Genomic DNA, 13022 nt, shown 5'->3' with positions numbered 1-13022 from the left:
CCGACGATAGAAAACCACGTCCGTTTTTTGGAGACACATTTAATCGAGCGCTTAAAAGAAAACATATTTACAAGTCTCGATTCCCTGAACAAAGAAACCCAAAAGATAATAGCGGCAATCAATCGTACACGGTAAATCATGAGTACCAGCATATTTTTTGACCGCCGTTTCCTGGCGGCCGGTTTACACATTCGTTGTTTTGGTTTTGCTTCGGCAGATTTCCGGTAGCTGCTCAGACCATGGAAGCAGATCTTCCATAAAACGGTAATCCGTATCTTCCTGATGATCCTTCATCACAGTCAGGACGTGTTCCAGGTATCGGAAGGGATTCAGGTGATTTGCCTTTGCTGTTTCCGTAATGCTGTAGACGATCGCACTGGATTTCGCACCATCGATACTGTCGATCAGTTTCCATGCATGTTTGTGCAGGCAGAAGCTGCGCAGCGCCCCCTCTGTTGCATTGTTATCAAGCGGGACTTCACCGTCATCCAGGAATACTTTTAATGCCTCTTCCTGATTGATACAATAGTTGATTCCTTCCAGCGTTTTCCCTTTAGAGAGACGGCCGGAAATCTGGATCTCTTTTACCCACGCAAAGAAAGCCTCCACCAGAGGTTTGAGGTTGATCTGCCGCTGCTTTCTGCGGTCATCCGGTTTCAGACCGGCAAGCTGGTTATCCAGATGATAGATCGCACCAATCCGCTTGATTGCTTCATAAGCGACCGTATCCCTGGCTGCTTCATGCTCCTTTTTCGGCAGTGCTTTCAGGGCATCGGCGAAATACCTTCTCGCATGGGTCCAGCACCCTGCGAAGACGATGGCTTCGGTTTCCCGGTCCAGCTTCCGGTAGGCAGAGTATCCGTCGCAGACGACAACTCCCGTGAATCCTTTCAGGAATTCCAGCGGATGGTCTGCTTTCCGGGTCTTCTGGTATTCATACAGGATAATGGGTGTATCCTTATATCCCTTTCCCGTCCGGTAGACCCACATGTAACTCTTGCTATTCGCCGGACGCCCATCTTTCGATACCTTGACCGGTGTCTCATCGGCCTGCAGCACATGGAAGCGGTACATCCTGTTATGAAGGTAATCATAAAGGGGTCCCAGATACCGGTCGGCACACTGGATCACCCAGTTTGCCATTACCTGCCGGGAGATATGGATGTCATTCCGCAGGAATTCCTGGCTGATCCGGTATAAGGGAAGTCCGTTGACATACTTGGCATTCAGGATGCTTGCAGCCAGGGAGAGGGTCAGGATGCTGTTTCGGAGCAATTCCTTCGGCCGGTCTGCCTTCACGATCGTCTGGTTGTCCTTTCCGGCATACACGGCCACATGGTGCTCTTCAACTGTGTAGACCTGCCGGCTGTACCCGGACTCTTTTATAAACTTCATCCGGAAGCTGCTTCCAGCCAACAGCGCCGAAGATCTCCTGCAGCTTTTCTTCCGGAAGGGTATGGGGAATGATTTCCACGGGAAGATCCTTAAGATCTGCCTCGCGTTTTCCTTTTTTCTTCCGGCGCGTGACCTGGATCACATCCTCTTCGGCAGGTTCGACAACATAAAGTGTCTCTGTCAGAGCTTCCGCTTCGTTAAAGATGAGCTCCAGTTCCAGTTGTCCGGCGATCACATCCAGCTTTTCGGAAGAGCGCCCATAACGGTGATTGTTTGCAGACGCGATCTGCTCGATCAGGCGTTCCATGTTTGTATTCAGCCTGGCCAGCTGGTCCTGCATGGACAGGATCACTGCCACGAGTGTTTCCCTGCTGAAACTATTCAGTTCTTCCGGTGAGTAGATCTTCGTCATGTTCGGCGCTCCTTTGTCTTGCTGGGACTATTGTACCGCAAACAAAAAGAAAAAGCGAACCGGACGAAAAATGAGTCCGTCATTCTCACCAACGGATAAACACTCTGAAAAGCCGAAAAAACTACTAGTTTTTTCAGTTTTTCAGAGTACTTATCCACACAGCAGCTGATCGCTGTGGAGTACTCTTAAGTGAATGAATGGTATGAAACCCGGATGTGGATAACTTCCACTGTATCTGCGAGGGCGGGCCGGAAAAGATTTTTAAATTTCTCCGTTTTGCACAATGTATCACAGGAGATCGCTGGGCTGCACTTCCTGGATCGGGTGCCTGGATACGATCTCCAGCCCCTGCATCAGCGCCCGGTATTGTTCCGGCGTGATCTCCAGCGCCTCTTCTTTTGTACGGGGCCAGCTGAAACCGCCAAGCTCCAGCCTTTTGTAGAGGAGAAGGAATCCGTCCCCTTCCCAGACCAACCCTTTAATGCGGTCACTGCGTCTACCGCAGAACAGGAAGAGGATATCCTTTTCGTATGGATCCAGCTGGAAGTTGAATTTCACAATGGATGCCAGTCCGTCAATGCCCCGCCGCAGATCCGTATAGCCGGCAGCAATGTAAACCTTTCGAAATCCGGATGCGTTATTCAGCATGGAGGATCCCTCCTACCCGGGAGAGCAGTTCTGCCGAAGCCGAATTCGCAATCTCCAGGACAAGTTTCCCTTTCCGGATCACAAGATCCGGATGGAAAACAGGTAATGCGTCTGGTGACACAGCAGGAAGTTTGATCTCGGCAAAAGATACGGACTGCTGAACGGGAGACAATTGTCCTGCCTCTGTAACTGCAGGTAAGGATGGATCCTGAGATGCTCCATAAGCTTCCCGGCGCAGGATGCACTGCCAGTAAAAGAACTGTTTCTCAGAGATCCCGTTTGCCCGGCACCAGGCGTTCTTTGACATCCCGCTGTTCAGACATTCATTCAGGATCCTGGCCCAGTGCTCTGCACGGACCTGATGTGTGATTTTATCCATGGCACTAACTCCTTTAAAAAACTTGTAGTTTTCTGGAGTTATTATCTCATGGAGCGAGGAAACTAGCACGGTACTGAGAATTTACCGTGTACCAAATAAAGAGCCGATCGCAATGGCTATCATTGTAATCGGCGCAATGATATTTGTAGCTCCGTTTCCAAGAAATCCTACTCCCTGGCCGATAAAAATCTGGTCAACCATATTATAGAGAGAGTTGATGATCAAAGAAATGATACTGGGAATCGCATAACTCCTCAGTAATTTTCCAATCCGTTCATACCCAAGAGGATTTGCGGCTGTTGTAGTCTGATTCATAGTTAAAATTCCTCCTTTTGCTGTTAAATGTTTCATTATTTAGAATTCTAAGTATTTGTTTAAAAAAATTACCTGCCCGTATTTTCCGTCATCTGCAGTATCACTTTTTCAAATACTTTCAGATCATCTTCTGATATTCCCAGAAACATATTTTTCATATAACTGTCAATACACTTTTCTATTTCCTCTTCCATTTCCATTGTTTTCTCTGTCAGAACAAGCTTTTTGTAACGTCCGTCCTTCGCCAGACTTTCCCTGCGCAGATAACCGTTACGCTCTAAATTGCTGATCAGGCTTGTAACAGAAGATGGCTTGATCTCCAGGAACTCTTCCAGGTCCTTCGGAAAAACATCCCTTTTCTTGGTTTCAACAATAAGATACTGCAGCACCAATGCCTGAATGCTGGTCACCGCCGTCCCTGTAAAAAAGCTGGAAAAATACCGCTGCATTTTCCGATTCAGTTTATCATATTTTTCCATAATACTTTTCTCATTCATAATCTGCCATCCTTTAATTAGAACTCTAAATACTATGGACTATCTTACATCCGTTTTGTGTAAATGTCAAGAAGCGGGTAATTACCATTTGATCTTCTGGTAATTACCCACTCCGTTTCATTCTCCAGGATACATGGGGTTTTCTGTCCGCAGGAACGAATGGACGATACGATTCCGCCATATAGTATCCTATACAAGATCATATTTCACGACATCGATATTTACGTCTCCGTCTGCGAAAAAGGAAATCGCTTCCGCTGACTGGTCTGTATAGATTGTCGCCGTCATAACCTGCTCACCGTCGTTTATGAAGACCTCTGCACTGAACCTGTCAAGGATCACCCGCAGTTTCAGTTCACCGTTTTTACTGTTCACCAGACACCGGCGCTGATGGATGATCGCTCTTCGGGAACCGGAGAATTTTCTGTCGATTTTAAGAACGGATTCATGAGGGCGAAAACTGAGCGCTGTCTGGTATGTGTCATCCTGAGCAAAACGAAGCGCGAATTTCCGGTACATATTTTCTAAATCGCCGGGGCGGAGGGTCAGTTCCAGATCGATCCTTCTGCCCCGGATCCCGTCCAGCCGTATCACATCGGTAAATGCAACATTGCGGTACTCTGTTTTATTCTTCCGCATCCCTTCCAGCTCTCTGACCGGACGCTGGTAAAGCCTGTTGTTCTTTATAAAAATCTCTCTCGGAAGGCTCATCTGCCCCAGCCATTTTTCTTCCGGCGAGCGGATCGCACATGCATCCCAGTTCTGCATCCAGCCGATCATCACCCGACGTCCGTCCGGTGTCAGGATCGTCTGAGTCGCATAGAAGTCAATTCCATAATCAATGGCCTGATCATGCTGTTCTGTAAAGGTTCCTGTCTCCTCATCATATTCTCCGATCAGGCAGAGCGTTCCGTTTCCGTTATGGTATTCAAATCCTTTCGGCAGCATATCCTGCGGACTTGTCAGCAGCACCCATTTCCCGTCCAGTCTGAAGAAATCCGGACACTCCCACATCTTTCCGAAACGATTATGATTGGATGCCAGAATGCTCTTAAACTTCCATTTGAATCCATCCGGGCTGGTATATAATAATATCTGTCCGCTCCCGTCTGCTGGCCGGCTTCCGACCACGCAGCAGTATGTGCCGTCTTCTTTTTGCCACATTTTTGGATCCCGGAAATCATGCGCGCTGCTCCCCTCCGGAAGATCCGCTTTATCCAGGACCGGGTTCATCTCACACTTTTCATAATCCACACCATCGCCTACGGCAAGACACTGCGTCTGGATATCTCCATATCCGCCGTTTGCCTGCCGTTCCCGGAGCACACCGGTATACATCAGCAGATGCCTGCCGTCCGGAAGCGCTACCGCGCTCCCGGAGAAACATCCGTCCCGGTCAAAAGCATCATCCGGTGCAAGTGCCGCCGGAAGGTATTCCCAGTGCAGGAGATCACTGCTTACCGCGTGTCCCCAGTGCATTGGTCCCCATTTTGTTTCATACGGATAATACTGATAAAACATATGATACTGCCCATTGTAGTATGAGAAGCCGTTCGGATCATTCATCCAGCCAGTGCGCGCAGACAAATGGAAATCCGGCCGCTCCTCTTTCTTTATCATCTTTTCAGAAGCTTCTTCGTATTTTCTTGCTTCACGCAGTGTCTGACTTGTCATATTGATTCAGTTCCTTTCCTTCTTAATTTCCGGACGCGTCGTCCGCGGATCCTGCCGCTTCAAGCTCTGCAAGGGATTCCTGATAGCTGTCGAAATATTTCTGCTTGATCTGCAGATATTCGGATAAGCCGTAGTCCTCCATCTTCTGGAGATACTCGTCCCACTCCTCATCAATCCCGCCGTTTAAGATCCAGTCCGCTTTCTTCTGTTCCGCATATTTCTTGATATCCGTATCAAGCTGTGAAACCCGGTTCGTATCATCAATGCTCATAAACACATTCGGATAAACATATTTACTATGCATGTCATCCAGATAGACCTCATGCATGTTGTCAAGACGCCATTTCGCATCGTCCGGCTGTGTTACATACACATCATAATAATCATTGAGCACAGCGAGCGGTCCGTTTACAGACTGTGCCTGCCGCACCTCCACCGGCGAGGCGTCGCCCAGGTCCAGGTGCTTCAGCATCGGTCCGCCTTCTGCATTTGTACTCATCTCGAAGATATTATCCGCATCTTTCTCGCCATAGGTTCCCCAGTTGTTCTGCGGTGACTGGAGCGGTGCATACATCTGGTCGATCCACGCTGCTGCCAGCGCCGTATCGCGGCAGCTGGTCGTAAGCACGCATCTTCCGCGGTCAAAGCCGCTTGTCTCACTTCCGTTCTGCCTTGTAATATTGACAAGACCATCCGGTCCTGCCAGCGCCGGCATCATCACGTAGTCCTCATAGTTGTCGATATTTGCGATATCCCATGTAAAGCAGAGGCCGTATCTGTGGTTCTTTCCTTTCGCAACATATGAGGACCACTCCTGGGTAAATGCCTCGGGATCCACAAGATCCTGCTCTACCAGAGAGTGCAGCCACTTGATCCCTTCTTTATACCCTTCCTGTACGGTGGTATATATTACCTCGCCTTCATCTGTCACTGCAAAATGATCCCCGGTATCTCCATAGCCCTCACCGAAGCCGTTGATCAAAATCGCCGGATCCTGGTCGCCGTTGTTGATGATAAACGACATCGGGATCACATCGCCTTCAATATTGAATTCTTTTTCAAGAGCGTCTGCATTGTCCCGGAATGCGATGAGCGCCTGCTCCAGTTCTTCCGTTGTAGTCGGCACTTCAAGTCCGAGGAAATCCAGCCACTTCTTATTGATATACGGGATATCACCGATAGCCTGGATTGCTTCCTTGCCCTCACCCAGCTGCTCAATCCAGGGGAAGGAATAAATGTGGCCGTCCGGCGCTTCGACCATGGTCCTGTATTCCGGATATTTCTCAAACACAGCCTGAAGATTTGGCATATATTTGTCGATCAGGTTTTCCAGTGGTATGATGATGCCCTGCTTCGCATACCGGAGCAGATCGTAATCGTTCATACCCGCCGTAAAAAGTCCGTCCGGAAGATTGCCGAACTGCGCCAGAGCAAGGTTTTTCTTGTCGGCAAACTGGTCATCTACAAAGCATGTCCAGTCAATATGTACGTTAGTCTGCTCCTCCAGCCTCTGGAAGATCAGTTTCTCATTCGGCTCCTGCGTAGTCGTCGCCGGAGCGCTTGTAATAAACGAAAGTTCTTTCGTCTCTTCGAGCGGAAAGGTTACTTCTTCCACCGGCGTATCCGGATCTGTATCTGCAACCTGCGCATTTCCACTGCTGCATCCGAACAGGGACATTATCAGTATCAGCGACAGGCCAAGACCCGTCAGTCTTTTTATTCTTTTTCTCATCACTTCTCGGCCTCCTAACCTTTGACAGAACCAACCATGATTCCTTTGTCAAAATACTTCTGGAAGAACGGATACATGATCAGCAGCGGAAGGCTCGATACAACAATTGTCGCGTATTTCAAAAGTTCCGCCACCTTCGCCATCTCCGCCGTGCTCTGAATATCCGCGATCATTCCCGGCTGCGGCGTATTCTGCACGAGGATCGATCTTAAGACAAGCTGCAGCGGCTGCATATCCGCGTCGTTTAAGTAGATCATTGCGTCGAAATAGCTGTTCCACATTCCTACAAAAGACCAGAGCGCCAGCACCGCGATGATCGGTTTGCACACCGGCAGCATGATCTTGAAGAAGTGCTGGATCTCGGTTGCCCCGTCCAGTTCGGATGCCTCTCTGAGCTCGGCCGGGATCGACTGGAAGTATGTTCTGGCAAGGATCATATTCCACACATTAAATGCACCCGGGAGCAGGATAGCCCACACGGTATTGACCATATGCAGGTTGTTGACGAGGATGAATGTCGGGATCATTCCGCCGCCGAAGAACATCGTGATCACAAAAATAATGTTAAAAAACTTACGTCCCACAAAGTCCTTCTTGGACATCGGGTAAGCGGCGAGCAGTGTGATAAAAACCGAAATCACGGTAAATGCTGCCGAATAGAAGAATGAGTTGGCAAATCCTCTCCAGATCATATCATTTTCCAGTACCCGTTTATATGCATCCAGCGTCCAGTCTTTAAAATCAAAACTGATCCCCTGGTTGTTCAGTACATTCGGATCCATAAAAGAGGCGAGCACCACATAGACCAGCGGGACAAAAACCGCGAGCACGAAGAGCCCAAGAAGTGTATAACCCACACCCAGGATTATGCGGTCGGATGTCCCGAGTTTTATTTTTCTTCTCGTTTTCATAATCATATCCCCCTTTTATAATCCTTCACCGTCATTCAGTTTCTTTACTACCTGGTTTACGAAGATCAGCAGGATCACATTTATGATGGAATTAAACAATCCCACTGCCGTAGAATAACCGTAGTCGCCATTCAGAAGACCGAGTCTGTATACATATGTAGAAAGAATCTCGGAAGCCGGCAGGTTCATATCTGTCTGCAGTGCATATGCCTTCTCAAATCCGATGCTCATAATATTACCTGCCTGCAGGATGAACTGTATTACGATGATATTCTTGATGGCAGGAAGCTGTACGTATCTGATCTGCTGCAGGACGTTCGCGCCGTCCACGATCGCCGCTTCTTCCAGATCTTTGCTGGCATTTGAAAGCGCTGCCGTGTACATGATCGAAGCCCAGCCTGCCGTCTGCCAGATCCCGCTGGCTATGTAAATGGTCCGGAATGCCTCCGGCATGGTCATCCAGTTGGTATCAATACCGAACAGGGAGTTGATCGGGCCAACCGGTGACAGGAACATACGCACCATACCACAGAGAACGATGACAGAGATAAAATTCGGTGCGTAGATCAGAAGCTGGATCTTTTTGCGGATCCCTACCCGGCGGATCTGATTGAGCAGAAGCGCCAGAATGATCGGAATCGGGAAACCCCAGAGCAGTCCGAAGACGCTCAGCTTCAATGTGTTCATCAGATAATTCATGAAATCCGGTGAAGACAGGAACCGTCTGAAATAATCAAGTCCCACCCACGGACTTCCGAGTACGCCTTCGATAACATTGTAATCCTCGAACGCGATCAGAATACCGCCCATGGGCCCGTACTTGAAGATCAGCGTAAGCAGAAGTCCCGGAAGCAGAAAGAATACATAAAGCTGCCAGTTCTTCTTTACATACTTCAGTTTTTCCCGCGGCGTCTGCTTTACAGTAACAACCGCTGTTTTACTTTTACGGAGAACTCTCATTCAGTAACCCCCTCCTTTTTTTACATTTGCACCATCCACATTGTTTGACCGGTCATTTTTATGCATGGTTTATCTAAAGGTTACTTTTACAGTACCATTATTTGTGCATAATGTCAATATCTATTTTACATTTGCATAACATTTATATTGTGCATTTGCATCATTTTGTTTTACTTTCTGTGTTATTATATCTTTTATTGTATTTTTCGCTTATTTACGATGTTACATTTGACAAATCATGCACAATGATTTACATTAAATGTAACAGTATCATATAAACGGAGTATTGTATTATGGAGAAAAAAGTTACGATCCAGGATATTGCAGACAGTCTCGGCTTATCCAGAAATACAGTTTCAAAAGCGCTGAATAACACCGGTATCCTCGCCGAAGAAACCCGCCAGAAAATCCTGACGCGGGCAGCAGAAATGGGATACCGGAGATTCATATACCTGCAGCAGGGCCAGCCGGAACATAATACTCCTCCCGGCGAACTGGCGCTGATTTCCCAGAATATGCCCTACGGTTCCCATTTTGGAACCTATGCACTCAATACATTTCAGGAGAAGATCAGCCAGAACAACTACCGGCTCACCATGTTTCCGATCCGCGAAGAAGAGATTGCCACCCTGCAGCTCCCTCTTGGATTTGACAGAGAAAAGACAGCCGGCATCATCTGTATGGAGATGTTCCAGCCCGAGTATATGGAAATGCTGAATTCACTCGGCATTCCCCTGTTGTTTATTGACGCCGCATATGACACAGACTTCACACAGATCAATGCTGATTTTCTGATGATGGAAAACCGGATCAGCGTGTACAACATGACAGACGCTCTGATCCAGAAAGGGCTTACACGGCTTGCTTTCGCCGGCGACCGCAGACACTGCCGCTCTTTCTTCGAAAGATGGCAGGGATTCACAGACGCCATGACGGAAAACGGTCTTACACCGTGTACAACACAGTTCACAGATACCAATGTCTTCGCAGAAGCCGCCCTTCTGGACGAGACACTAAAACGCACATTAAAACTGCCTGAAGTATTTATCTGTGCCAACGATTTCATCGCCATTGATCTGATCCGTGCACTGCGCAGGCAGGGGGTCCGGGTGCCGGAAGATATATTCATCACCGGCTTCGATAATTCCGCCGAATCACGGATCATCGAACCCCATCTGACTACGATCGATATTCCGAGTTCAAAAATGGGGTACATTGCGGCCGATCTGCTGCTCTCACGCATCCGCGAACCAGAGACTCCATATCGCATCATGTATGTACGGACAAATGCCAAATATCGTGAATCTGCAATGATTTAGCCAAGATAAGATAGAAACTGATAAAGAATAGAAACAGAAATAAGCGGGTAATTATTCAGCTATTCCAGCTAATAATTCCCGCTTCGTTTCATACTCCCGGAATAAGTCAAACACCGGGCAACTTTTCAGCTACGATATTTCTCTCAGAATCTTTTTTTCATTTGCTCTTGAAAAGTCACTTAACCGATAAGATCGACATCTGTTGATCACTGTTTTGTTTGTCACTCCGATCATTCTGCTTACATCGATCGGTGTAAATTCATAGAGTCCCTTCTTTAACAAAAACGCCAGGAACTCTTTTTCTTGGAATTCTTCCTGATCCTGTTTTTTAACAGAAGGAAGTTTCATCGTACCGAGAAAAAAAACGGTTCTCATCGATTTCTGCTATTCGTCTTAATATCTCGTTTGTAAGAGTTACTTTTATCAATGTATCACCCCGTTTCGTTAAAAATATTGTATCTAAAAACGGGTAGGATTTCCACTAAAATTACACTATTTTTTCACTATTTAATTAAATGCCGCAGATCCATCTTGTAAGATGAACCCGCGACATCCTTTTACACTGTTATTTCCATTCTATTCCTTTTATCACTTTTAAGATCATTTCCCGGTTCTTTTCATGCAGATAAACTTCGTTCAATTTTGACTTGCTGTATTGCAGATAGGTATCCCTGGTCTTTTCTGTCAAAAGATGTGAGAAAAATCTTTCCCAGCTAAAATACGTTCTACTGTCAATATAGACTTCCGGATTCTCTAATATATCCTGAAGTTCTTTCCCTTCAATCAATCCGGAACTCAGGATAAGCCATTCAAAGGATTCTGGAAAATACAGATATATATTATCCCTCCGGGAAGCATATTGATAAAGGCGGTCCACCTCTGGTCCGATCGCTGCCCCGTCTGCTATAACGCAGATCTTTTTCTCTTCCGTCTGCTCCAGCATATGAAAAATATTAGATTTCCCTCCGGCGCATTCGCAATTGATACCATTTTCTTTCCCTACCGCTTTAAAAAATTCAAACCCCGAATTAGAATCCTCTGTTATTATCTCTTCCGGTTTCACCGGCAAACTTCCACCTTCTGGCGTTCATTCTGGAAAACAGCTTCCTGTTCAATCACAGGCGTCTCCTGATCTTTGTAAGTAAAAGCCACTGTCTGCGCTTCCCCGTTCAGCACAAAGCCTTCTGGGGCGGTAACTTCCACAACCTTGTAACTGCCAAGAGGAAGATCAGAAAGATATGCCTCCCCGTTTTCATCCGTAGTCACCATTCCTACCAGCTCGCCGGCAGCGTACTCCAGGATGCGGTTCCCCTCTGCGTCCTTTTGGAAGTCAGCGGTATAAATATCATCCGCAGCGTACACCTCAAAGACTGCGCCCGCCAGATTCTCCACTTCATAGACAAAATCCTTGCTGAAACCGTCCAGTACTTCGCCCTGTTTTACGATTTTCAGTTTTCCTTTTACCGGATGGTTCTCATAGACTGCTTCGATCACCACATCCCCGGACACCGGGTCGATCTGGTAAGCAGTATCGGAATCCACTGCAATCTCAAAATAATTCTCATTCAGCGTATAGCCGTAAGGCGCTGTGACTTCCTCAATCCGGTAATGCCCGATCTTCAGGTTCTGGGGCAGGATCAGGTAGCCTTCCTCGTCGGTAAAAAATGTCTTGTGAACCGTGGTCGTAGGATAAGTCGTTACCTGTTCAACGTATTCTTTGTTATTCAGATCATAGATCCGGAACTCAGTGCCTTTATGAAGCACCGGCTTTTTCGTCTCATCATCCTGCTTGATAATTTTCAGCTTCGCCTCAAATTCCTCATCCAGAAGCACCCGCCACACCTGGGGCGTGTTGGGATGATGCTCGGTGATCCGGACGATGAAATCATCCACCGGCTTATAGTTATGGGGTGTGGTTGTCTCACGGACTAGGTATGTACCATAAGGAAGGCTGGCTGTGAGGCTCCCCTGGGGATCTGTATCAACAAGCAGCACACTTTTCCCTTCTCTTGCAAGTCCAATTCCTAAATTTACCGCTGTTGTTGTTTTAGCGACTCCGCCCTTCTGATTTGCTACGGCAATAACTCTTCCCATTCTTCAGTCCCCCTTTTCACATAATTTCTCAGATATTCTTCAAAAATGCTTCGCCGGATCAATACCTTTTTTCCAATCTTATAAACAGATCCCGATATATGAGACAGCCTGACAATTGGTTTATAACCCAATCCGTAGTAGTCCATTGCCTGCTGGTAACTGACAAATTCCCTCTGCAGGAACGCCAGATCCTCATCATCGATCAGATGTGAAAACATCCATACTTTACTGTGCATACTTATCCTCCTCTTCTTCCATAGGAAAAGCATCTTTTGTTTCATGAAATCTTTCAAGGTATTCATCAAATATATCTCGATTAATCAACACGATTCCATCCATTCTGTAAATTGCTCCTGCGGCATTGGCTAATTCCATTAATTTCTTATGAGACAGACTGTATACAATCTCTGCCTGCTGATACCGGAGAAATTTTCTTCTAAGTCTCCGGGCCGCCTCCATAACTTCACTGCGTTTCTGCTCGTTATAGTACATATCTTCTGTTCTCATAAAACAGTCTCCCTTCTTTGATTCGGCCACTACTGCTGTTTATACGTGAGGAATAAAAAAAGAGCACTCTTCGAAAGTTTTTCTTTCAAAAAGTGCTCGAATAATCGGTTTCCCGATACAATTCAAGAATGACAACTCTTCACCACGCTTCATGATAATTCGTGATTCCCTTTGAATTT

The 13022-nt window shown here is 46.9% G+C and carries 15 protein-coding genes and 2 pseudogenes; 1 reads left to right on the top strand and 16 read right to left on the bottom strand.

The genetic code is table 11. The annotated features are described in order from the left end of the window. Positions 1-183: 183 nt before the first annotated feature. From tnpC to H6A32_RS10370, 10 genes are all read right to left on the bottom strand, one after another. Entirely contained in the window at positions 184-1395 is a 1212-nt protein-coding gene (tnpC, locus tag H6A32_RS10410) for an IS66 family transposase (protein WP_346342273.1), read from the bottom strand. After that, positions 1346-1807 carry a transposase gene (locus H6A32_RS16900; RefSeq protein WP_346342272.1) on the bottom strand — a complete coding sequence of 154 codons (462 nt, stop codon included), beginning with the start codon at positions 1805-1807 and terminating at the stop codon, positions 1346-1348. The genes tnpC and H6A32_RS16900 overlap by 50 nt, the downstream gene beginning before the upstream one ends. 288 nt (positions 1808-2095) lie before the next feature. Next, entirely contained in the window at positions 2096-2455 is a 360-nt protein-coding gene (gene tnpB, locus H6A32_RS10405; protein WP_204864295.1) for an IS66 family insertion sequence element accessory protein TnpB, read from the bottom strand. Next, a complete protein-coding gene (gene tnpA / locus H6A32_RS10400) occupies positions 2445-2834 on the bottom strand; it encodes an IS66 family insertion sequence element accessory protein TnpA (protein ID WP_204864294.1) in 390 nt (129 codons plus the stop codon). The genes tnpB and tnpA overlap by 11 nt, the downstream gene beginning before the upstream one ends. 81 nt (positions 2835-2915) lie before the next feature. After that, positions 2916-3149 (bottom strand): hypothetical protein, encoded by a 234-nt coding sequence (locus H6A32_RS10395; protein WP_343215498.1) that lies wholly within the window; start codon positions 3147-3149, stop codon positions 2916-2918. 68 nt (positions 3150-3217) lie between these two features. Further along, positions 3218-3646 (bottom strand): MarR family winged helix-turn-helix transcriptional regulator, encoded by a 429-nt coding sequence (locus H6A32_RS10390; protein WP_087253192.1) that lies wholly within the window; start codon positions 3644-3646, stop codon positions 3218-3220. A 189-nt stretch (positions 3647-3835) separates the two neighbouring features. Then, entirely contained in the window at positions 3836-5320 is a 1485-nt protein-coding gene (locus H6A32_RS10385) for a glycoside hydrolase family 32 protein (protein WP_087253190.1), read from the bottom strand. 22 nt (positions 5321-5342) lie between these two features. Then, positions 5343-7052, bottom strand: a complete 1710-nt coding sequence (locus tag H6A32_RS10380; RefSeq protein WP_087253187.1) for an extracellular solute-binding protein — start codon at positions 7050-7052, stop codon at positions 5343-5345. A gap of 14 nt (positions 7053-7066) precedes the next feature. Continuing rightward, entirely contained in the window at positions 7067-7963 is an 897-nt protein-coding gene (locus tag H6A32_RS10375) for a carbohydrate ABC transporter permease (protein WP_087253185.1), read from the bottom strand. 15 nt (positions 7964-7978) lie between these two features. Then, positions 7979-8923: an ABC transporter permease gene (locus H6A32_RS10370; RefSeq protein WP_087253183.1), complete on the bottom strand. Its 945-nt coding sequence runs from the start codon at positions 8921-8923 to the stop codon at positions 7979-7981. A gap of 293 nt (positions 8924-9216) precedes the next feature. On the opposite strand from H6A32_RS10370, the gene H6A32_RS10365 reads away from it, so the two are divergent. Beyond that, on the top strand, positions 9217-10242 hold the full coding sequence (locus H6A32_RS10365; protein ID WP_087253181.1) for a LacI family DNA-binding transcriptional regulator: 1026 nt from the start codon (positions 9217-9219) through the stop codon (positions 10240-10242). Between the two features lie 129 nt (positions 10243-10371). Here H6A32_RS10365 and H6A32_RS10360 read toward each other — a convergent pair whose 3' ends face one another. From H6A32_RS10360 to H6A32_RS10340, 6 genes and pseudogenes are all read right to left on the bottom strand, one after another. After that, positions 10372-10590, bottom strand: a complete 219-nt coding sequence (locus tag H6A32_RS10360) for a hypothetical protein (protein ID WP_243424899.1) — start codon at positions 10588-10590, stop codon at positions 10372-10374. A gap of 217 nt (positions 10591-10807) precedes the next feature. Next, a complete protein-coding gene (locus H6A32_RS10355) occupies positions 10808-11185 on the bottom strand; it encodes a hypothetical protein (RefSeq protein ID WP_158099252.1) in 378 nt (125 codons plus the stop codon). A 116-nt stretch (positions 11186-11301) separates the two neighbouring features. Then, positions 11302-11673 (bottom strand): annotated as a pseudogene (locus H6A32_RS16895) (prealbumin-like fold domain-containing protein); the annotation flags it as partial. 240 nt (positions 11674-11913) lie between these two features. Beyond that, a pseudogene (locus tag H6A32_RS16890) lies at positions 11914-12336 on the bottom strand (AAA family ATPase); the annotation flags it as partial. Beyond that, positions 12315-12572: a DUF6462 family protein gene (locus H6A32_RS10345; RefSeq protein ID WP_087253171.1), complete on the bottom strand. Its 258-nt coding sequence runs from the start codon at positions 12570-12572 to the stop codon at positions 12315-12317. The pseudogene H6A32_RS16890 and the gene H6A32_RS10345, both read right to left, overlap by 22 nt. Continuing rightward, the gene (locus H6A32_RS10340; protein ID WP_087253169.1) at positions 12562-12843 is read right to left on the bottom strand and encodes a DUF6462 family protein; all 282 of its coding nucleotides are present in this window, start codon (positions 12841-12843) and stop codon (positions 12562-12564) included. Before H6A32_RS10340 ends, H6A32_RS10345 begins: the two co-directional genes overlap by 11 nt. Positions 12844-13022: the final 179 nt, after the last annotated feature.

Source organism: Drancourtella massiliensis, from assembly GCF_016900655.1.
Taxonomy (GTDB): Bacteria; Bacillota; Clostridia; order Lachnospirales; family Lachnospiraceae; genus Sellimonas; species Sellimonas catena.
The sequence above is the reverse complement of the archived record's forward strand: the minus strand, read 5'-3'. Positions and strand labels throughout refer to the sequence as shown.